At 30.8% G+C, this 22235-nt stretch carries 25 protein-coding genes and 1 riboswitch; of the genes, 1 reads left to right on the forward strand and 24 read right to left on the reverse strand.

All coding sequences use genetic code 11. From position 1 onward, the window contains the following. Positions 1–22 precede the first annotated feature (22 nt). From disA to H5J23_RS09785, 23 genes are all read right to left on the reverse strand, one after another. Positions 23–1084 carry a DNA integrity scanning diadenylate cyclase DisA gene (gene disA, locus H5J23_RS09675; protein ID WP_023051679.1) on the reverse strand — a complete coding sequence of 354 codons (1062 nt, stop codon included), beginning with the start codon at positions 1082–1084 and terminating at the stop codon, positions 23–25. Next, complete coding sequence (gene radA / locus H5J23_RS09680; RefSeq protein ID WP_023051680.1) at positions 1077–2462, reverse strand: DNA repair protein RadA; 1386 nt, start codon at positions 2460–2462, stop codon at positions 1077–1079. The genes disA and radA overlap by 8 nt, the downstream gene beginning before the upstream one ends. A gap of 2 nt (positions 2463–2464) precedes the next feature. Further along, entirely contained in the window at positions 2465–2947 is a 483-nt protein-coding gene (coaD, locus tag H5J23_RS09685; RefSeq protein ID WP_023051681.1) for a pantetheine-phosphate adenylyltransferase, read from the reverse strand. 7 nt (positions 2948–2954) lie between these two features. Continuing rightward, positions 2955–4421: an Rne/Rng family ribonuclease gene (locus H5J23_RS09690; protein ID WP_023051682.1), complete on the reverse strand. Its 1467-nt coding sequence runs from the start codon at positions 4419–4421 to the stop codon at positions 2955–2957. Further along, positions 4393–5442 carry an elongator complex protein 3 gene (locus H5J23_RS09695; RefSeq protein ID WP_185891901.1) on the reverse strand — a complete coding sequence of 350 codons (1050 nt, stop codon included), beginning with the start codon at positions 5440–5442 and terminating at the stop codon, positions 4393–4395. The genes H5J23_RS09690 and H5J23_RS09695 overlap by 29 nt, the downstream gene beginning before the upstream one ends. Then, the gene (rnc, locus tag H5J23_RS09700; RefSeq protein WP_023051684.1) at positions 5429–6139 is read right to left on the reverse strand and encodes a ribonuclease III; all 711 of its coding nucleotides are present in this window, start codon (positions 6137–6139) and stop codon (positions 5429–5431) included. Before rnc ends, H5J23_RS09695 begins: the two co-directional genes overlap by 14 nt. A gap of 15 nt (positions 6140–6154) precedes the next feature. Beyond that, complete coding sequence (gene fabF, locus H5J23_RS09705; protein WP_185891903.1) at positions 6155–7393, reverse strand: beta-ketoacyl-ACP synthase II; 1239 nt, start codon at positions 7391–7393, stop codon at positions 6155–6157. A 74-nt stretch (positions 7394–7467) separates the two neighbouring features. Further along, positions 7468–7692: an acyl carrier protein gene (acpP, locus tag H5J23_RS09710; RefSeq protein WP_023051686.1), complete on the reverse strand. Its 225-nt coding sequence runs from the start codon at positions 7690–7692 to the stop codon at positions 7468–7470. An 86-nt stretch (positions 7693–7778) separates the two neighbouring features. After that, a complete protein-coding gene (fabD, locus tag H5J23_RS09715) occupies positions 7779–8684 on the reverse strand; it encodes an ACP S-malonyltransferase (RefSeq protein WP_185891905.1) in 906 nt (301 codons plus the stop codon). 72 nt (positions 8685–8756) lie between these two features. Next, complete coding sequence (locus H5J23_RS09720; RefSeq protein ID WP_023051688.1) at positions 8757–9749, reverse strand: beta-ketoacyl-ACP synthase III; 993 nt, start codon at positions 9747–9749, stop codon at positions 8757–8759. Further along, on the reverse strand, positions 9739–10755 hold the full coding sequence (gene plsX / locus H5J23_RS09725) for a phosphate acyltransferase PlsX (RefSeq protein WP_023051689.1): 1017 nt from the start codon (positions 10753–10755) through the stop codon (positions 9739–9741). The genes H5J23_RS09720 and plsX overlap by 11 nt, the downstream gene beginning before the upstream one ends. 99 nt (positions 10756–10854) lie before the next feature. After that, positions 10855–11037 (reverse strand): 50S ribosomal protein L32, encoded by a 183-nt coding sequence (rpmF, locus tag H5J23_RS09730; RefSeq protein ID WP_023051690.1) that lies wholly within the window; start codon positions 11035–11037, stop codon positions 10855–10857. 36 nt (positions 11038–11073) lie between these two features. Beyond that, complete coding sequence (locus H5J23_RS09735) at positions 11074–11556, reverse strand: DUF177 domain-containing protein (RefSeq protein WP_185891907.1); 483 nt, start codon at positions 11554–11556, stop codon at positions 11074–11076. Between the two features lie 89 nt (positions 11557–11645). Continuing rightward, positions 11646–12740, reverse strand: a complete 1095-nt coding sequence (gene ychF, locus H5J23_RS09740; protein ID WP_185891909.1) for a redox-regulated ATPase YchF — start codon at positions 12738–12740, stop codon at positions 11646–11648. Between the two features lie 104 nt (positions 12741–12844). Next, positions 12845–14320, reverse strand: a complete 1476-nt coding sequence (locus H5J23_RS09745) for a Na+/H+ antiporter NhaC family protein (protein ID WP_185892129.1) — start codon at positions 14318–14320, stop codon at positions 12845–12847. 115 nt (positions 14321–14435) lie between these two features. After that, positions 14436–14612, reverse strand: a riboswitch (Lysine riboswitch). Between the two features lie 53 nt (positions 14613–14665). Continuing rightward, positions 14666–16186 carry a 2,3-bisphosphoglycerate-independent phosphoglycerate mutase gene (gene gpmI / locus H5J23_RS09750; RefSeq protein ID WP_185891911.1) on the reverse strand — a complete coding sequence of 507 codons (1521 nt, stop codon included), beginning with the start codon at positions 16184–16186 and terminating at the stop codon, positions 14666–14668. Between the two features lie 21 nt (positions 16187–16207). Then, positions 16208–16966, reverse strand: a complete 759-nt coding sequence (gene tpiA / locus H5J23_RS09755) for a triose-phosphate isomerase (RefSeq protein WP_185891913.1) — start codon at positions 16964–16966, stop codon at positions 16208–16210. Positions 16967–17082: 116 nt separating this feature from the next. Beyond that, positions 17083–17673, reverse strand: coding sequence for a hypothetical protein (locus H5J23_RS09760; protein ID WP_023051696.1), 591 nt, complete (start codon positions 17671–17673; stop codon positions 17083–17085). 21 nt (positions 17674–17694) lie between these two features. Further along, positions 17695–18204 carry a ComF family protein gene (locus tag H5J23_RS09765; protein ID WP_185891915.1) on the reverse strand — a complete coding sequence of 170 codons (510 nt, stop codon included), beginning with the start codon at positions 18202–18204 and terminating at the stop codon, positions 17695–17697. Between the two features lie 94 nt (positions 18205–18298). Then, on the reverse strand, positions 18299–18520 hold the full coding sequence (locus H5J23_RS09770) for a zinc ribbon domain-containing protein (RefSeq protein WP_023051698.1): 222 nt from the start codon (positions 18518–18520) through the stop codon (positions 18299–18301). Next, a complete protein-coding gene (locus tag H5J23_RS09775) occupies positions 18504–18863 on the reverse strand; it encodes a YraN family protein (protein WP_023051699.1) in 360 nt (119 codons plus the stop codon). The genes H5J23_RS09770 and H5J23_RS09775 overlap by 17 nt, the downstream gene beginning before the upstream one ends. A 3-nt stretch (positions 18864–18866) precedes the next feature. Next, positions 18867–19478: a ribonuclease HII gene (locus H5J23_RS09780; protein ID WP_185891916.1), complete on the reverse strand. Its 612-nt coding sequence runs from the start codon at positions 19476–19478 to the stop codon at positions 18867–18869. Positions 19479–19530: 52 nt separating this feature from the next. After that, the gene (locus H5J23_RS09785) at positions 19531–20481 is read right to left on the reverse strand and encodes an RluA family pseudouridine synthase (RefSeq protein ID WP_185891918.1); all 951 of its coding nucleotides are present in this window, start codon (positions 20479–20481) and stop codon (positions 19531–19533) included. Between the two features lie 188 nt (positions 20482–20669). Here H5J23_RS09785 and H5J23_RS09790 point away from each other — a divergent pair, with 188 nt between their 5' ends. Beyond that, positions 20670–21386 carry an outer membrane protein gene (locus H5J23_RS09790; RefSeq protein WP_185891920.1) on the forward strand — a complete coding sequence of 239 codons (717 nt, stop codon included), beginning with the start codon at positions 20670–20672 and terminating at the stop codon, positions 21384–21386. A 56-nt stretch (positions 21387–21442) separates the two neighbouring features. Here H5J23_RS09790 and H5J23_RS09795 read toward each other — a convergent pair whose 3' ends face one another. After that, the gene (locus tag H5J23_RS09795) at positions 21443–22228 is read right to left on the reverse strand and encodes a family 1 encapsulin nanocompartment shell protein (protein WP_185891922.1); all 786 of its coding nucleotides are present in this window, start codon (positions 22226–22228) and stop codon (positions 21443–21445) included. Between the last annotated feature and the right edge of the window lie 7 nt (positions 22229–22235).

Raw genomic sequence — 22235 nt, forward strand, 5'->3', positions numbered from 1 at the left:
ATCCACTTTTTTTAGTGGATTTTTACTTTTCTAATTCAACAGTTACTTTCAATCTTTTTAAACCTGTTTGAATAGCTTTTATTTTAAATTTACTGATACCTTTAATTTCTAAAAGTTCTTCAGTTGAAGCTTCTTGAATTTTAGATAAGTTACCATAATTATTTACTATTTTATCTATATCTCTCTTCGTTAATTTTGTTATTTTATCTAAAATTCTATATCCTTTTGGTGTCACTCTATTTCCTAAAGCTGAATATGTTTTTCCATAATCTAATACTGCTGATAATTTTTCTAACTCTTTTAATTCATCATCTGTAAGTTTAGATAATCTATCTGTTATCTCATCTAAATCAAAAGGAGCATTTGAGTAATTCCAATAATCTCTTAAAAAATCCTCTTTTTCACTTTCAATATCCTGAATTAAATCGTTTAGATGTAATCTAACAAGTCTTCCATCTACTCCTAATTCTGTCATATAGGCATTCATCTCTTGGAATATTCTTGTTACCTTTTCAAATCTTTGAAGCACAACAGTTACTTCATACAATGTTACTAAATCATCTAATTCAAGAATTGTTAAGTTTCCTAAAGCCTTATCTAAAACAAAACGATAACGCTCTAATGTATTTAGTCCTTGAGAAGCTTCTCCCATTAAATCTGAAGTACTTCTAAGTCTATGCTTCATTTCACCTTTATATATTGTTACAACTTTTTTTCTTTCTGATACGGCTATAACTAACTTATCTGTTTGTTTAGCTACTCTTTGAGCGGTCCTATGTCTTGTTCCACTCTCATTTGTAGAAAATCTCATACTTGGTTGCAAATGTACATTTGCAGAGTGTATTCTTGTTATATCAGAGTCTAATATTATAGCTCCATCCATTTTACAAAGTTCAAATAGTTTTTCTGGTGTATATTCACAATTTATTTCAAATCCACCATCCATTATTTTCTGAACTTCAGAATCTAAACCGACAACTATTAAAGCTCCCATTTCACCATCTAAAACGTTATATATCCCCTCTCTTAACTTTGTCCCTGGAGCCAAAAGAGAAAGAATCTCTAAGAATTCTGGGTTATTCATCTTTACTCATCCTCTCTAAAAATTCTTCTAAATTTTTTAAATATATTATTTTCAATTTATAACTATTTTTTTCAATCTCTTTTCTGTTAGCCTCAGGAACGTACACACCTTTAAAACCAAGTTTTTCAAGTTCTCTTAATCTTCTATCTATAAAAAATGCTTTTCTAATTTCACCTCTTAACCCCAGCTCCCCTATAGCTGCTATTTTTTGACTAATAGCTACGTTTCTATATAAAGAAACAATTGATATAAGAGCTCCTAAATCAGCTGCTGGATCATTTATAGAAAGTCCACCTGGTATATTTATAAAAAGATCTTTCATTCCCAAATGTAATCCCATTCTTTTTTCTGCAATTGCTGTTAATATTTGCATTCTATTTCTATCAAATCCCTGAACGATTCTTTTTGGAATTCCAATAGTACAGTCAGTAAGCAGTGTTTGAATTTCCAAAAGAAAAACTTTGGTTCCTTCTAATACTGGTACCACCATACTACCTATATTCTTTTCATCTCTTTCACTTAAAAAAAACTCTGATGAATTCTTTACTTCGTGTATCCCTGTATCCTCCATACTAAATACTGCTAACTCATTTGTAGATCCAAATCTATTCTTCAAACTTCTTAATATTCTATAAAAAAGTCCCTCTTCTCCTTCAAAATGAAATACAGCATCCACCATATGTTCAAGTAGCTTTGGTCCAGCCACCTTTCCATCTTTTGTTATATGACCAACTATAAAAAACGAAACATCATTCTTTTTAGCAAGTTCAATTATTTTTAAAGTACACTCTCTTATTTGAGTTGGTGTTCCTGGAATAGAGTCTACCTCTGAATTATACAGTGTTTGGATGGAATCAACAATAACTATTTTAGGTTTTTTTGTAATAACATACTCATATATACTTTGGATATCAGTTTCTGACATCAAATATAAGTTTTCTGAATATATTCCAAGTCTCTCTCCTCTAGACTTTATTTGAGCAGGTGATTCCTCCCCAGATACATACAAAACATCTCCATACTCTGTATACTCTTTAGCTGTTTGTAAAAGAAGTGTTGATTTTCCAATACCAGGATTTCCAGTTATTAAAACAACCTCTCCCTTTACTAATCCTCCACCTAAAATCCTGTCAAATTCAGAAATTTTAGTTTTATATCTAAAGTTTTTTTCTAATTGTACATTGGCAAAAGATACTACTTTTTCCTGTATATTAACAAGGGAATTTGTAGATGACTTTATGCTTTTTGCTGCAATTGGTGAAATTTCAATCTCTTCTTCAAAAGTTCCCCATTCTCCACAGCCATCACATTTACCCATCCACTTTATCGTTTTAAATCCACACTCACTACATACATAAAAACTCTTTGCCTTTGCCATTTTTACTCCTCAAATCTTTTTTTTATCTTCTCTATTACAACTTCATCTAAATAATTATCTAATTTCCCTTTATATAACGCTAATTCTCTAACAACTGAAGAGCTTACATATAAATATTCTTTTGATGCTGGAATAAAAACTGTTTCAATTTCACCATTTGAAATATCATAATTTCCATATGCCAGTGATAGCTCATACTCATAATCAATAACTGCTCTCAATCCTCTAATTATATACTTACAACCTATCTCATTCATATAGTTAGCTAGAAGACCACTGTGTTCAACTACTTCTATATTTTCTATATCTTTTAAAACTTCCTCTACCATCTCTTTACGCTCTTCTAAAGAAAACAAAGTTTTTTTTGTACTATTATTTAAAACTGCAACAATTAATTTATCACACATTTTACTTGCTCTTTTTATTATCTCTTTATGACCTTTTGTTATTGGGTCGAATGTTCCTGAGTATAAAGCTAATTTCATCCTGCACCTAACTTTCTAATAGTATTTCGTAATCTTTTAGTAAATCTCTATTTTTTGTTGTTATTTCTATTGTTTTTCCAGAAGCTTGCAAAAGAGATTTAATAAAATCAAAATATATCTCCTCTATTTTTTCTTTAACTGAAGATTTTGTGATTATCTTTACATTTTTTATATCTTTTTCACTAACTATGTCTTTTAGTTCTTTTATTATATTTTCTACAATAGCTCTACTTCCCTTTATTTTCCCTGTTCCTTTACATAGTGGACACTCGTCTTGAAAATAGTAACTCAAAGGTTTTCCTAATCTTTTTCTAGTCATCTCTACTAGTCCTAAATCTGTAAAATGAATTATATTTGTTTTAACTCTATCTTTTGCTAAACTCTCTTCTAATACTTTCAATACTTTTTGTTTATCTTCTTCAACTTTCATATCAATAAAGTCAATAATAATAATTCCACTTAAATTTCTTATTCTCAGCTGTCGAGCTATTTCTACTGCTGCTTCTATATTGGTTTTAACTACGGTTTCCTCTAAATTCATAGTTCCTATATTTTTTCCAGTATTAACATCTATACTTACCAAAGCTTCTGTCTTTTCAATTACAATAGAACCACCGCACTCTAACATTGTTGTTACTTCTAGTGATTTTTCTATCTCTTTTTGAATACCATATTTATAAAATATCTCCTCTTTTTCTGTATAGAGTTTTATTTTCATTTTTGGTATCCCTTCACTAAAAGCTCTTATATAGTCTATGATCTCCCAATAAACATCTTCATTATCTACGACTATTTCATCAATATCATTACCTATAATATCACGTAAAACTTTACTAACAATACCATTGTCTTTATATAGTAGCTCACCTGTTTTTGCTTTCTTTATTCTAACCTCTATCTCTTCCCATTTTTTTATTAGATATTGCAATTCTTTTTCAAAATGGTAGATACTTTTTCCTTCGGCTGCTGTTCTTATTATAACACCCATACCCTCTGGAACTATTTCTGAGAATAACTTCTCTAGTCGTTCTCTTTCTGTTTCATCTTTTATTTTTTTCGATATAGCTATATGATTATTATTCGGCATTAAAACCAAAAATTTCCCAGGTATAGTATAGTGCGTTGTTACTCTTGCACCCTTACTACCTCTAGGATCACTTAAAACTTGAACAACTACTTCATCTCCAACATTTAATAGCTCTTCTATTGGTTTTCCGCTATTTACTATTCCAGTTAAATATTTTTCTTCAAAATCTCTCAAATCCTTAACATACAAAAATCCATTTTTTTCAAGTCCAATATTGACAAAAGCTGATTCCATACCTGGAAGAACATTAGCAACTTTACCTTTGTATATGTTCCCATTTAATGTTCCTTCACCCTCTCTTTCAATATGAACCTCCATAACTTTTCCATTTTCTAAAACAGCTGCTCTTGTTTTAAATTTATTGGTATTTATTATCACTTGGTTCATTTATCTCTCCCCTAAGAACCTGTTTCCACGAGTAAATTTTTTCATTTATTTTGATTCTATCTATCTCTAACGTATTATTCATTTTTATTACTAAATCTTTTCCTAATTTTTCTCGATTAATTTTATTTATACCTACAATTTTGGAAACATTCTTTTCATTAATTTCTACTTCTAATTTTTTTTCTCTATTATATATCTCTTTAAGAAAATCATAATATATCTCTCCAACCACTAGCTCTCTAAAAGCTGGATGGAAAGGTCCCCCTAAAACATTTTCATTATCATTTAATTCCTCTGTTGGTTGTAAACCAACTCTAACAATGTTTATATCATTATAATCTAAAAGCGAATATATTTTTTTACACCTTTTAACAGCCTCTTCTAAAGTTAACGGAATATAACTCCCATTTTTAAACATATCTGCCATTTCAGTTTCTTTTATAACTAAAGTTGGGTAAATTCTTGCAATATCTGGTTTTAATTCAACTGTTTTAATAGCACTAGCTAAATCACTTTCATCAGTTGATCCTGGTAATCCCAGCATAAGCTGTATTCCTAATTCAATTCCAGCTTCTTTTATTAATTTTGCAGCTTCATATACTTTTTCCATTGGATAAAATCTATGTGTTTTTATCAACACCTTTTCATCTAAAGATTGAACTCCTAACTCTACAGTTGTAACTCCGTATCTTTTTAACATATCTACTATTTTTTTGTCAATATAATCAGGTCTTGTTGATAATCTTATTCCATCAATCAAACCATTTTTTATATATTCAAAAACTACAGATAGATACTCTTCTTGTAATTTTATAGAAATTCCTGTAAAAGTTCCACCAAAAAAAGCCACCTCTTTCTTGGATTTTTTTGGAAGAGTTTTTAAGTATGTTTCAATTATATTTTTTATATCCTCTGTGGTTACGTCTGTCTCTCTACCATTTATCTTTTTTTGATTACAAAATACACAATCATTAGGACATCCAAAATGACTTATAAAAATTGGAATATTATAATGTTTCATAAAGCTTTACTCCTAACTTTTTACAAATATCTTTTGCTGCCGATTGTTCTGCACTTTTTTTGTTTTTACCTTTTCCATAACCTTTTAAATCATCTTTTATAACTGCAACAACCTCAAAAACTTTTAAATGATCTGGTCCAGCTTCACTAACTACTTGATAAGTTGGAATTATTTTGTATTCTTTTTGACTATACTCTTGTAATATTGTTTTAAAATCTAAGATATCCTCATTTTCATTTATATGTTCAATTGGATACTTTAAAAATTTCATAGCTATATCTTTTGCCACTATAAAGTCTGAATCTAAATATATAGCACCTAATATTGCTTCAAAAACATCACCTAATATCGAATTTCTTTCTCTTCCACCAGTTAACTCTTCACCTTTACTCAGCATTAAATATTGTCCAAAATCTAAACTTTTTGATATTCTTGCCAATACAGGCTCACTTACTACCATAGCTTTTAGTTTCGCTAAGTCTCCCTCTAAAGCATTTGGGTAACTTTTATATAAATATTCTGTCACAATAAGATCTAGAACTGCATCTCCTAGCAGTTCTAGTCTCTCATTATTTAGTTTTCTATATTTAGCGTGTTCGTTTCCAAAAGATCTATGGATAAGTGCATTTTTTAACAACTCCTTATTTTTAAAGGCATAACCTATTTTATCCTCTAATTCTAAGTATGATCTTTTCACTTATCTCTCTCCTTTTTACTTATATTTTCTCATAGCGATTACAGCATTGTGTCCACCAAATCCTAATGAACTTGACATTCCAACTTCTATTTCTCTTTTTACCATTTCATTTGGTGTATAGTTTAAATCTAATGCTGAATCAGGATTATCTAAATTTATTGTTGGAGGCACTACTCCTTCTGCTATTGATAATGCTAAAATTACTCCTTCAATTCCTCCAGCTGCTCCTAGCCCGTGACCAGTAGCTCCTTTTGTTGAAGATATATTCATAGTATATGCTGAATCTCCAAAAGCATCCTTTATAGCTGCAGTTTCATTTCTATCATTTGCAGGTGTTGATGTTCCATGAGCATTAATATATCCTACTTCTTCTGGTTTTATATTCCCCTCTTCCATAGCCATAATAAAAGCTCTAGTAGCTCCTTCTCCACCTTCTGCTGGTGATGTAATATGGTATGCATCACAAGTTTCTCCATAACCTACTACTTCTGCATATATCTTTGCTCCTCTAGCTTTTGCTGATTCTAACTCTTCTAAAATTAGAACTCCTGCACCCTCTCCCATTACAAATCCATCTCTGTCAGCTGTAAATGGTCTTGAAGCTTTTTCAGGCTCATCGTTTCTTGTTGATAATGCTTTCATATTTGCAAATGCATTTATTGCAAATTTTGTAATACATGCTTCTGTACCACCTGTAATCATTGCATCTGTTCTTCCTGATTTTATCATTTCATAAGAATCACCAATTGAATGAGTTCCTGCAGCACATGCTGTTACAACAGCTTTATTTGGTCCTTTTGCACCAAAATAAATCCCAACATTTCCTGATGCCATATTATTTATCATTGCTGGTATTGTAAATGGAGATATTCTTCTTACACCTTTTTCTAACATTGTTCCATATTGATCTTCAAAAATTTCTATTCCACCAATTCCTGATGATACTATTGTTCCAACTTTAGTTGCATTTTTATCATCTATAACAAGTCCTGAGTCTTCTAATGCCATTTTTGCAGCGGCAATTGCAAATTGTGTATTTCTAGCTAATTTTTTTACTTCTTTCTTTTCTATTCCAAACTCTGTTGGGTCAAAGTCAGTAACTTCTCCAGCTATTTTAACGGCACTTTCTGTTGTATCAAAAGATTTAATCTCTTTTATTCCACATTTTCCAGCCTTAATAGCTTCCCAAGATTTTTCCGTCCCAGTACCTAGTGAAGTTATTAAACCAACTCCTGTTACAACTACTCTTCTCATTATTTATCCACCTCTTCGTTATTTTTCCAAAAAATATAACTAAAGGGGTACTTTCATACCCCTTTAAATTTATCTTACTTATTTGACTCAATGTAGTTTACAACGTCTTGAACAGTTTTAATTTTTTCTGCTTCTGTATCAGGAATCTCTACGTCGAACTCCTCTTCGAAAGCCATTATTAACTCAACTGTATCTAATGAATCTGCTCCTAAATCCTCTACGAAGTTTGCCTCTAAAGTTACTTGATCAGCGTCTACTCCTAATTGCTCTACAACTATTTCTCTTATTTTATCTAACATGTGTTTTCCTCCTAATTTTTAAATTATTTATATTAATATATTAGCAAATTTAATATATTTTTTCAAGTTTTATAATCTTTAGTATTTTATACTAAATCTGAAAGTTTTTCAATATTGATAACTTCAATCTCTTTATCAATCTTTTTTATTAAACCATTTAATACTTTTCCTGGTCCAATTTCATATATGGTAGTTACTCCTGCTTCTTTTAAAGCTAATATTGTATCAACCCATTTTACTGGTCCAAAGCTTTGTCTATATAATTCATCTTTTAATTCATCAACTTTTGTAATCTCTTTTACTGTTGTATTAGCAATTAAAACTACTGAAGAATCTTCAAATTTAAATTCTTCTAAAGCTTCTTTTAATATTTCACCAGCTGGCTGCATTAAGCTTGAGTGAAATGGTCCAGAAACTGATAGTTCCATAGCTCTTCTTGCTCCTGCTTCTTTTAAAGCTATACAAGCTTTTCCTATCGCTTCTTTTTCTCCTGCTATTACAGTTTGCTTAGGTTCATTGAAGTTAACTGCCTCAGCTATTCCGTCTACTGATTTTAAAGTTTCAACTATTTTATCAGCATCAAGTCCAATTATCGCTGCCATTGTTCCTGCAACTTCTCCTGATACCTTGCTCATTGCTTTTCCTCTTAAAGAAGTTAGCTTTACAGCATCTTCCATAGATAAAAATCCTGCTGATCCAATTGCTGCATACTCTCCTACAGAGTGCCCTGCTACATAATTTGGCTCAATTCCTTTTTCTCTTAACATTTTTTCTAAAACTAAACTCATTGCTACTATTGCAGGTTGAGTATTCTTAGTATCTTTTAATTCTTCTTCACTACCTTCAAACATAACTGATTTCAAATCAAAATCTAAATTAGAGAAGATTTTATCAAACTCTCTTTTAGCTAATTCATTATTTTCATAAAGTTCTTTTCCCATGCCAACATACTGTGTTCCTTGACCTGGAAAAACAAAAGCTATTTTGCTCATATTAACTCCTTTTTTATAAATAACATGTGTTTTTTAATATACCATATTATTACTACTCTGTCAATTTTAAATTTAGTAAGACCACTTAATTATCATTGAAGCATATGTTAATCCTGCTCCAAATCCTGTTAATGCTATTGTATCTCCTTTTTTTACAAGACCTTTATCTAAAGCTTCACCTAAAGCTAATCCAATTGAAGCTGATGATGTATTCCCTAATTTATTTAAGTTTAAATAAAACTTATCCATTGGAATTTCTAATCTTTTTGAAGCTGCCTCTATTATTCTAACATTCGCTTGATGTGGAAATACCATATCTATATTTTCTGCTTTTAAATTAGCTCCCTCTAATGCTTCTAATGTTGCTTTTGGAAGAGCTTTTACAGCAAATTTAAATACATCTTGTCCTTTCATTTGTAAGAAATTTGATCTCTCATCTAAAACTTCTTGACTTAACGGTTTTCTTGTTCCTCCTGCTGGTGTTCTAAGAGCTCCTTTTACATCAGCTTCCGCTCCTAAGAACTGTGATAACATTCCGTATCCCTCTTCTACTTCAGCTACTACTGCTGCTGCTGCTCCATCTCCAAATAAAACACAAGTATTTCTATCTTGCATATCTACACACTTAGATAGAACCTCTGCTCCTATTACTAATATTCTTTTATTCATTCCAGAAGCAATTAAACCTTTTGCCATCGTTAAAGCATAAACAAATCCACTACATGCTGCATTTATATCTACTGCTGCTGCGTTTATAGCTCCTATTAACTCTTGTACAACACATGCTGTACTTTGAATTGGATAATCAGGCGTTGTTGTTGCTAGAATTATCATATCAATATCTTCTGCAGAAAGTCCTGCTTTTTCTAAAGCTTTTTTTGATGCTTCTGCTCCTAAGTCTGATGTGGCTTGATCTGCACTTGCAAACCTTCTTTCTTCTATTCCTGTTCTTGTTCTAATCCACTCATCTGATGTATCTATAATTTTTTCAAAATCAAAATTTGTCATTACATTTTCTGGAACATAAGTTCCTAACCCTATTATACCTACATTTTTAAGCTTCATCGCTTCCTCCTTGATTCTGTTTCATTACCTCTGTTAATCTATCTATAAATTTGTCTTCTGCAAACTTATTGGCAACTTTTAAAGCATTTTTGATTCCTCTAGCTGTTGAGTTTCCATGAGCCTTTATAGAAATTCCATTTATTCCTAAAAAAAGAGCTCCTCCATACTCAGACGAATCTAGCTTTCCTTTTAATTTTTTTAAAATAGGTTTTAATAAAAGGGCCCCTATTTTTCCTAAAGTACTTTTATTTATTTCTTCTTTTAAAATTGAAAATATAAATTTAGCAGTTCCTTCTGCTGTTTTTAAAACCATATTTCCAGTAAAACCATCAGCTACGATGACATCGACTTCTCCATCCATCATCTCTCTACTTTCAATGTTTCCTATAAAATTTATTTTATCATTACTTTTCAAAAGATGGAAGGCCTCTCTTGTAATTTCATTACCTTTTCCTTCTTCAGTTCCTATATTAAGCAATCCAACTTTAGCATTTGAAACACCAAACATCTCTTCATAATATAGAGTTCCCATTGTTGCAAATTGATTTATAAACTCAGGTCTACAATCAGCATTTGCTCCCACATCCATTAAAACAATATCTCTTTTTTTACTTGGAAATATTGTTGTTATTGCTGGTCTTAAAACTCCTTTTATTCTTCTAAGTTTAAGTTGACTAGCACTTATTAATGCTCCTGTATTTCCTGCTGAAACTGATGCTTCAACCTCTCCAGATTTCACTAATTCTAACATTCTATTCATAGACGAGTCTTTTTTAGTTCTTACAGCTGACATTGGATCATCTGTCATCTCAATAATTTCTCTAGCATCGTAAATTTCTATTCTATTTTTATCATAAGTATACTTCTCTAATTCTTCTTGTATTTTTTCTTTTTTTCCAACTAAAACCACAGTTAAACCTTTTAGTTCATCCAAAGCTTGTATAGCACCTTTTACTGTTTCTAAAGGCGCAAAATCTCCACCCATGGCATCTAAAGCAATTCTCATATTTTCTCCTCAATCAATATATAATTATTAACTATTATATCATATTTTTGGAAATAAAAAAAAGCAAGATTTAACTATCCCGCTTTTTTTTATAAGATATTACTCTACTTCTGTAGCTAATACTTGCTTTCCGTTGTAATCTCCACATGCAAGACAAACTCTGTGCGGTCTTCTTGGTGCTCCACATTTGTCACAAGTTGCTAAAGTAGAACCTGTTAATGCGTGGTGAGATCTTCTCATGTTTTTCTTAGCTTTCGAAGTTTTCTTCTTAGGTACTGCCATCTTAGTTTCCCTCCTAATACATTCATATTTAAAAATTTAAAATTTTATGTCTAATAATTGCTGCCATCTTGGGTCAACATCCTCTTTAGAGTATTTTTCTACTTCAGAAGTATCTGAACACTCTGGAAGACATGCCTCATATTGTGACAAATCAAGTATTATATATTCTCTAACCAGATCAGAGATATCTATTTCGCTGTTTATAGCTTCTTCAAAATGTTTGTCTCCAAACTCCTCTTCTGGCTTCAGACTAGATATATACTTAGAATATTCTTTTGGATCTAGATATTCTCCTTTAAATTCTCCTTGAATTAAAGGTTCTATTTCTGCTAAACATCTAACACACTCTAATCTTAGTACTGTTCTATAAGACCCTTCAATTACATAACCATTTCCCTCTTTATAGGCTTTTCCTTTTATAGTTACACCCTCTGGAGTGTCCATAGAATCCATAGTCTTCTCAACATAATCAAAGGTTACCTCTGATTCATTAATAATTTCACTAAGCTTGATTATCAATGTTATCCTCCTTATAATTACAATACCTTAATATTTTACTAGTTTTTTTAAAGGTTGTCAAGTAATTTTTCTTAACAACCTTTTATATTTTATACATTAAATAAAAACTCCATTAAGTCCCCATCTTTTACAATGTATTCTTTTCCTTCTAGTCTTAAAACTCCTGCTTCTTGAGCTCCTTTCCATCCAGAACACTTTATAAAGTCCTCATATCCAACTACTTTTGCTCTAATAAATCCTCTTTCAAAATCTGTATGGATTTCTCCAGCTGCCTTTGGAGCTGTATCTCCTATCTTTATAGTCCACGCTCTTACTTCTTTTACTCCTGCTGTGAAATAAGTTTGTAGTCCTAATAGTTTAAATCCTGCTCTGATTAATCTATTTAATCCTGGCTCTTCTACTCCTAAAGCCTCTAAAAACTCTTTTTTATCCTCTTCTTCCATCTCTTGAAGTTCTGATTCTACTTTTGCAGATACAACAACAACTTCTGCTCCTAAACCTGCTGCATATTCTTTTACCTTTTCTACATATTCATTTCCTGTAGCTAATTCATCTTCTGATACATTTGCTGCAAACATCATTGGCTTTTGTGTTAAAAGTTGATATGTTCTCATTAACTCTTGCTCTTCAGGTGTTAATGCAAGTGTTCTTAACATCTTATACTCATCTAAATGTGCTTTACACTTTTCTAAAACTGGCATTAATGCTAAAGCTTCTTTATTTTTTGCTTTGAACAATTTTGATTGCTTTTCTATAGCTTTTTCAACAGTTTCCATATCAGCTAAAATAAGTTCTCCGTTTATAATTTCAATATCTCTTATTGGATCTACACTTCCACTTACGTGAATAATGTTCTCATCTTCAAAACATCTAACAACTTGACAAATTGCAGCAGTAGTTCTAATGTTTGATAGGAATTTATTTCCTAGACCTTCACCTTTTGCTGCTCCTTCAACTAAACCTGCAATATCCACAAATTCAACTGTTGCGTGCTGAACTCTTTGAGGATTTATTATTTTTGATAACTCATCTAATCTTTGATCTGGAACTGTTACCATTCCTACGTTTGGTTCTATTGTACAGAACGGATAGTTTGCTGCTTCTGCCGCTCCAGCTTTTGTTATTGCGTTAAAAAGAGTTGACTTTCCAACATTTGGAAGTCCTACTATTCCTATACCTATCATTTTAGAGATTCCTCCTGAAATTTTATTTTACTTTAGATTTTACCATATATAAAACCTTTTGTAAATAAAAAAACCCTCACTTTATTTAGTAAGGGTTTTAATTTTTAAGCTTTTTCACCTACACAATTTTCTACAGTTGCCTTTTTTAATCTTACTTTTGGTTCACTTGGTAATCCAAATCTTGGAATAAATCTATCTAATCCTGTTAATGTTGCTATTAAAATTGTTGATACTGCTATTAATGCTAAGAAATTGAATTTGATTATATCCATTGCACTAAATTTATATAATGGATAAACAGCTTGAGCTATTCCTAAATAAAATCCTATATATACATGCCATGGAATTAGTTGTGATCCAAACACTCCTAGAGCATCACTAAATGTCGCATTTCTAAGTCTTAATGTTTCAATATCCTCTGGTGAACCTTCAACATTTTTCTCAACAATCTCTCTTATAATTGGTCCCATAGTAACTATCTGAGCCATCTCATCTGCTAAACCAGCATTTCCTAATATAGATAGTACTCCATTACAAAACATCAATTGTCTTACATTTTTTGAAACTGCAACCACTATATTTGATAACGGTCTAAACGCATCCATCAACTTCATTATTCCACCGAATGCTGCAACCCACATCATCATTACAATTACCCAAGATCCTGCACCCTCAAATCCAGAATATAGTAGATTTAAAAATGCACCTGTACTTTCAACTGTTCCTGCAAACATACCTAATATATATGCTGCAAATATTCCTATGAACAAACATAAAAGTGTTGTTAATCCTCTAAACGCTGCTATCAAAACAAGAATTAATGGTATTATCATATAAGTTGGTACACCTGTTTTTACTTGATTTAGTAACGTAACTGCAGACTCTCTTTTTTCAGCAAGTACTATCCAAACCTCTTCTGGTATTTGTCCAATAGCTGTTGCTGCATCTCCTGTAGTTGTAGGTAATCCCATTGCTACTCCAGCTACATAAAAAGCTACAATTCCTAATATTAAAACTAGTCCAGACCAATATCCTTGGTGTCTTATTCTCTTTATTACTTCAACTTTTTGAATTCCAGAACTTACAATTGTTGTATCTGATATAAGTCCTATGTTATCTCCAAAACATGCTCCACCAGCTATTGCTCCTACTGTTAAGGCAATATTCCCTCCAACGATATGGTTAAGCCATAAAAATATCGGTGCACAAGCAGCAAATGTTCCCCAGCTTGTTCCTGTTGCTATTGATAAAACTGATGTTACGATTATTCCTACAACTGCTACTGTTCTCCCTGTCAATCCCACATTTAAAGCTAAATTTATAATAGAAGCTCCAACCCCTGTTGACATGAACACTTCTGCCATAGCATATGCTACCATTAAAATAAAAAATGCAACCTGCATCTCTTTTGCATTATTTATAACTGCTTCAATTATATCATTTACTTTCTTCTTTTCAACAAATCCTGCAACTAATGCTGCATATACTGTTGCTATAGGTGCTGCTATTAAAGCATCATATCCCATAAACATTAACATTGCTAATATAGCAACTGGACTTAATTTTAATAGTTCTGTTATTCTGTTCATCCTAAAACCTCCAAGTTTAATTTTATATTTTAGTTTCACTGAAATTTTAGGTAAAAAAAACTACCGTATGGAAAATACGGTAGCTAATCTGCAAAATATATCACAAATTTTGGATAGCACAACACCAGATTCTATCTGATGACAGTCATATGAATATTTTTCACATGCCCAACAAAGATTTTTGACTTAATCTTCATTTCGGCGAACTTCCCTTTCTCTCAACTTCAGCGCTCTGTCCAGCTCTATTGAGTTACTCTTGTCATTCGCAACCTCTACCTAAAATATTAAATTTTCGAAACTTTAAATTATAGTATCATTATTTGTTTTCTCTGTCAATTATTTTTTTATTAAAGAAACTCCATTCATTTCAGCTGGTTTCTCAATATTTAATATTTCTAACATTGTTGGAGCCACGTCAGCTAACTTTCCATGGTTTAGTTGTCCTTTAAAATTATTAGAAACATATATAAATGGTACCTCATTTGTTGTATGCGCAGTAAATGCCTCATTTGTTACTGGGTCTACCATTTTTTCAGCATTTCCATGGTCAGCTGTTATTAATACTGTTCCATCTAATTCTAGAACTTTATTAACAATCTCTCCCACACCTTTATCAACAGCTTTTATTGCTTTTACAGCTGCGTCAAATACACCAGTGTGTCCAACCATATCAGGATTAGCAAAGTTCATTACAATAACATCAAACTTATCAGAATCTAATGCTTCTAAAACTTTCTTTGTTAATTCTGGAGCTGACATTTCTGGTTGTAAGTCATATGTTGCAACTTTTGGAGATGCAACTAATATTCTCTCTTCACCTTTGAATTCAGTTTCTTTTCCTCCGTTAAAGAAGAAAGTAACGTGTGCATACTTTTCAGTTTCAGCTGTTCTTAACTGAGTTAAGTTGTGATTTGATATAACTTCTCCTAAAGTGTTAGTTATGTCTTTATCTGTATAAATGATTTCTGCATCTATAGTTGAATCATACTGTCTCATGCAGTAGTATTTAGGCTCTAAATATTCTCTTTGGAATCCTTTAAAGTCTTTATCTGTTAAAGCTCTTGTTATTTGTCTAGCTCTATCTGGTCTGTAATTGAAATTAATTACAACATCACCTTTTTTGATTTCTCCAGATTTTGTTAATAAAACTGGCTTTATAAATTCATCTGTTATTTTTTCAGCATATGAATCTTCTATAATTTGTTCAGGAGTTTTTTCAGTTACTTCTACTTTTCCAACTATAGCATCATAAGCCTTTTCTGTTCTATCCCAGTTAGTATCTCTATCCATTGAAAAATATCTTCCAGAAATAGTTGCAATTTCTCCTACTCCTATCTCTTTTATTTTTTCTTCTAATTTTTTTATAAACTCTAATCCTGAAGTAGGAGCAGTATCTCTTCCATCCATAAATGCATGGATATATACTTTTGTTAATCCTGTTCTTTTTGCCATCTCTAATAATCCAAATAGGTGATTAATATGAGAGTGAACTCCTCCATCTGATAAAAGTCCCATGAAATGAATTGCTTTATCATTATTTTTAGCATAGTTAAATGCTTCTACAACTTTAGCTTTTTCAAAAAATTCTCCATCTCTAATCTCTTTTGTAATTTCTACTAGAGGTTGATAAATAACTCTTCCAGCACCTAAATTTAAGTGTCCTACCTCAGAGTTACCCATTTGTCCTTCTGGTAATCCTACAGCTTCTCCAGATGCTTTTATTAATGTATGTGGATAAGTATTAAATAATCTTTCAAAATTTTCTGGTTTTGCTTCTGCAATAGCATTTTTTTCTGTTGCATTTGGGTTGTATCCCCAACCATCAAGAACCATTAACATTAAAGGTTTTTTAGCCATTTTTTAGCCTCCTAATTTTTATTATCTTGCTCCTGCTTTTATAACTTGAATAAATGTTGGTGCATCTAACGAAGCTCCTCCTACAAGTCCACCATCTATATTTTCCATTGCTAATAACTCTGCTGCATTTTTAGCATTCATTGATCCTCCATATTGGATTGTCATTTCTGATGCTGCTTCTGCTCCAAACATAGCTATTAATACATCTCTAATCTCTTTATGAGTCTCTTCTGCCATTTCTGGTGTAGCTGTTTTTCCAGTTCCTATAGCCCATACTGGTTCGTATGCCACAACAACTTTAACTGCCTCTTCAGGTGTTAATCCTGCTAATCCTTCTCTAATTTGCTTTTCGTTTACTTCAGATGTTTTTCCTGATTCTCTTTCCTCTAATTTTTCTCCAATACATAATATTGGAATTAAATCGTGAGCTAAAGCTGCCTTTACTTTTTCATTAATGAAAGCATTAGACTCATGGAAATACTCTCTTCTTTCTGAATGTCCTAATATAACGTATTTTACTCCAATTTCTTTTAACATAACTGGTGATATTTCTCCTGTGTATGCTCCTGAATCTTTCGGATGCATGTTTTGTGCAGCTATTGCAACATTTGATCCTTCAACTGTTTTTACAGCTGATTCTAAAGCTGTAAATGGAGCTCCAATTACAATTTCTACTCCTTCTATACCATTTGTTAACTCTTTTAACTCTGATAATGTAGCTTTTGTTTCTGCTACTGTTTTATTCATTTTCCAGTTTCCTGCGATTATTGTCTTTCTCATTGATTTCTCCCTCCAAAACTTTTTTATTAATTTTAATTTTATAATAACATAATTTCTAGTTTTTTAACACGCACGACATTGTCTATATTTTCATCCTATTTTGAGTATTTTTTTCTCTAATTTAGTAATTTTCTTCTACCTTCTTCTTTTAAAACCTCTTTTAGGTAATCTTTTGAGTTTGCTAATAAATCCTCTAGTAATGGTACTATTGCTCCTTCTAAAAGCTCTATAATCCCTACAAAATCCTCCTTTTTAAAGGCTTCAAAAATCTCTTCTGCATATTTCTTAAACTCTTCTACATACTCGTTGTAATCAGAGTATAATAAATCTATTGCCGTTGCTTCTTTTAGAGACAGTACTATTCCAAATACCCACTCAACAAAACTTACCATCTCTATTATTTTTCCAATATCATTCATCTCTTCTTCTACTTCAGATAAATTTTCAAAAAATCTATCAGAATAAGGCTCTAAAAGATATAAAGATTCTATTAAAATCTCTCTATGTGAACGTGTTGTTAACTCTAAAATCTTTACTTTTTTATTTAAAGGTAAAGATTTACCATCCACCATCTCTCCATCAAGTTTTAATTCAACAATAACTTCACCATTTTGAATTACATTTGCCTCTAATTTTTCTAATACATTCAATAACTTTGTATTCTTTATTCCTATATTTATCTTTTCACCATTTATAAAAATCTCCATTTCTACCCATCCTCATTTTAGTCATTTAAAATAATCTCGCACTACAGCTATTGTAAAAAAAACTACACTTTTTGCCTTCTGATTTTCTAAAAATTCTTTTTCTATCTCTTTTATTGTTGCACCTGTTGTTACAATATCATCAACTATTAATATATTTTTTTGAAAATAATCTCTTGTTACTTTAAATGCTTTTTTTACATTTTCTTTTCTTTTTTCATGTTCTTTTATCTCATACATATGTTTTGTATTTTTTATTCTTTCAATATTTTCAAATTTTATATCTGCTGATTTTAGTATTTCATCAACTTGATTATATCCTCTTTCTAGAAATCTCTTTTTATTCACAGGGACAGATATTACCACATCAATCTCTTCTTTTATTTGAATCTGTTCTATAGACTCTTTTACATACCTACTTAGACTGTTTGCAACACCTTTTCTGTTTTTAAATTTTAAGTCAAAAATTATTTTTTTTACATCTGTATAATAATATAAATAGTATAAGTTTTCTCTTTGTTTTAAGTCACTCATTTTTTCTAGTTTTATAATACATTTAGAACACAAATACCCTTTATTTTCGAGATGGCACCCACATAAAGAACAGGTATTATCAAATAATAGTTTTCTAAGGAGTTGCTTTAGCATATCTTTTGCCTTTTTTATTTTTTGCGAACTCTTTATCTACTATTTTCGCTGAATAAAACTCCGTATAACCACATTCTACACAAGTTTTTACATAGTACGTTCCAATCTCTATTTTTAATCCAGGGCTTTTTTCTGGTATCACTGCAGTTTTGACTATATATCTATCACTTCCACACTTTAAACATTTATAATCCAAGTTCATCACCCCAAAAAATATTCTTAATCCATTCTATTTTTTCACCTAGAAAAACTACTGCATCAAATCTTATTTTTTCATTTTCCAATCTATTTCTTCTTATAAACTCTTTTGCTGTTATATATATCTTTTTCATCTTTTTTTTATCTATCGCCTCTTGTGGCATTCCAAAAGATAAGTTTTTTCTATATTTAACTTCAAAAAAAACAAGGGTCGTTTCATCGTATCCGATTATATCTATCTCTCCAAAGGAACCTTGATAATTCATAGCCAACACCTTCACTCCAATGTTTTCTAAGTATTCTTTACCTTTTTCTTCATAAATCTTACCCTTGCTTCTTTTATTCATATTTTACTCTCCTAAAATTTTCTTTAAAAAACTTTTTCTATGAACTGTTTCAATAGGTCCTTTTTCTAATATCATTTCACGATGAGCTTTTGTTCCATACCCTTTATGTTTTTCAAAAGTATATTCTGGATAAAGTTTTGCTGTTTCAAGCATCATTCTATCTCTAGTAACTTTTGCTATTATCGAAGCTGCTGCTATGGCTAAACTTTTCGAATCACCTTTTATTACAGGTTCTTGTTCGCCTTCATATTCTCTAATTTTATGATTTCCATCTACTAAAACTTTTTCGAATGTTGTTTCTTTTTCTATTTGTTTTATCGCTCTTCTCATAGCTAAAAATGTAGCATTCAATATATTTATTTCATCTATCTCTTTAACATCAGCAATTCCTATACCTACATAAAAATTATCCATAATAACATCAAAAAGTTCCTCTCTAACTTTTTCAGTTAATTTCTTAGAATCATTTATCTTATCTAACTTCTCATCATACTTTTTTAATTTAGCTACTGCTGCAACTACTGGTCCTGCTAATGGTCCTCTTCCAGCTTCATCTACTCCTATGATATCTCCATTTTCTAAATCAAAAAGATACATTGTATTTTTTATATCCATTTCATCTCCACTATTTATAGGTTGTACCTATACATCTATATTTTTCCTTTTATTATTTCTGCAATCTTGCTATCTTATTTATATCTAATTTTAGCCTCTTTGCCACATCTTTAAAATCCTCTTTCAACTCTCCTAAAACTACCATTTCTTTTCCTGTTATAGGGTGATTAAATTTCAAATAATAAGAGTGAAGCATTTGTCGTTTTATTAAATCTGAACTACTTCCATAAACTTCATCTCCTAAAATAGGATGGTTTAAACTTTTCATATGCACTCTTATTTGATGAGTTCTACCTGTTTCTATTCCTACATCTACTAAAGAGAATCCCTGTACGCTATCTATAACTTCATAATTAGTTATTGCTATTTTCCCATTTTCTGTTACAACAGCCATTTTTTTTCTATCTTTAGAATCTCTACCAATTAAAGTTTCTATTCTACCACCTATATTTTTAAAATTCCCTTTACATATACAAACGTATCTTTTTTCAATAGTTTTATCTTTAAACATATCAGTTAATTTTACATGAGCTATATCATTCTTAGCTATAACTATCAATCCACTTGTATCTTTATCCAATCTATGGACAATTCCAGGTCTAATAACTCCATTTATTGTAGATAAATCCTTTATATGATAAAGAACTGCATTAACCAAAGTTCCAGTATAGTACCCTTGAGCTGGATGAACAATCACTCCCGGATCTTTATTAATTATAACCATATCTTTATCTTCATATACTATATCTATTGGAATATTTTCAGGTAACACTTCTAGTACTTCATCTTCAGGAATTTTTACTATTATTGTTTCTTTTCCTTTGAGTTTATTTCCACTTTTCGTTTTAGATTTATTATCTATTGCTACATTTTCATTATCGATTAACTTTTGAATATAACTTCTCGTAGCATCTTCAAAAAATTCATTTAGAAAAGCATCCAATCTTTTTCCCTTATCTTTTTCTTCAACCTTTATTTCTATAACTTCTTTATATTTTTCCATCTTTCACTTCCTACCTAAACTCTATACTTTCTAAACAAAATTATATCACAAGTTATTTTCTATTACAAAATTATTACTCAAAAAAAAAAGAAATCTATTTTTTTGGAGTATATATGTTACAGAATGGTAAAATTATTAATTCCATTTTTAATTTTAGGAGATTAATTAAAACGAGGAGGTTTATTTTTATGAAAAAATTAACACTTTTAGCATGTTCTTTATTCGCTTTTGCTGCTGTTGCTCAAGCAAAAGAAGTGGCTGCTCCTGTTACAAGTTCTAAAGAAGTTGTAGCTGAGCCTGTTATTATTGAAGAAGTTGTTGTAGCTCCTGTTGTTGAAAACCCTTGGGGATTTATTAACTTAAGAGCTGGATGGGATTTCTGGAGTGAATATGGGAATTATACACACAAAAATTCTAATGATAACTATCACCCATATGATCTTTCTAAGAAAACTAAAGATTTTGGTGGAGAGTTAGCTATTGAAGCTTACAAATCTTGGGATTACTTTGATTTAGGTCTTGGTGTTGCATATCAACATCATATGAAAAGAAAAACTAATGAAAATGTTTCTGGAGCAGAATATAAATCAGTTCCTTTATATGTAACTGGTAGATATGATATCAATTACTGGGATTGGGCTGCTACTCCATATATTAAAGCTAACGTTGGTTACTCTTTCAACTTTGACTCAAAAAGTTTAAATACTCCAGCTGGAGATTATGGAACTAAAGTTGACGATGGATTATATTGGGCAGCTGGTGTTGGAGTTCAATATGAAGACTTTAACGTAGATGTTCTATACGGAGCTAACTATGCTAAAACTAAGGTTGATGGTGGAGACAAATTTGATAACGACTACGAAAGAGTTACTCTTTCTGTAGGTTATAGATTCAATATCTGGTAAAAAGCATTTTAAATATATAAAAGGAGATAACTAATAGTTATCTCCTTTTTCTTTTATTATTTATAGCTTATAACTCTCGTATTATCTAATACTCTAAATGTAAATGTTTCTGTTATAAATAACTCCACTTCTTGATTTGTATGTCCTTGATACCCTAAAGAAAAATCTTCTCCTAATACAAGCTCAATATTTTCATTATCATAAGGAACTAATAATCCTCCAGTTATACTATTTGAAACTATTATTGGCATCCCTAATATCTTTTCTAATCTTTTTGCTAACGAATCATTTAAATTTACCATATTTAAATATATAAATTTTTCAAGACCTACAACTAATGCATAAGGTCCTTTACTAAATCCTGTATTTCTTAATTTTGAAACTCCGTACATTAAATTTTTTATTGTTTCTTGTTCTGTTTTTCCAAAATCTAAAGCTTGTTTTTCATCTTTTAACAATCCTACTATACAAGCTTCATCTAATCCAAAATATACTGCCTCTTCTTCAAATTTAGCTGCATTTTTCAAAGCTTCATCTAAATTTGTATAATCAATATCTCTAGCTCCTCTTTCAAAATTGTCTAATTCCCATCTACTTAACTTAAAAGTTATTCTATTTTCTACGAAAGGTTGTGTTTGATAAACACCGTAACTTAAATCACCTTTTTTATGTATTGCTAATCTTCCTGTATTTACTCCACCTTTTTCTTTTCCAATAGGTCCTGTTACTTTTACAAATCTTCTAGCTGATAACTGAGTTGTTAAAACCTCTTTTGCTCTCTCCTCTATATCTTTCCAAACTTTCCCACTAATTGGTGCTAATTCTTTTTTTAGAAAATCCATATTATTC

The sequence above is a fragment of the Cetobacterium sp. 2G large genome (genome assembly GCF_014250655.1).
In the GTDB taxonomy this organism is placed as follows: Bacteria; Fusobacteriota; Fusobacteriia; order Fusobacteriales; family Fusobacteriaceae; genus Cetobacterium_A; species Cetobacterium_A somerae.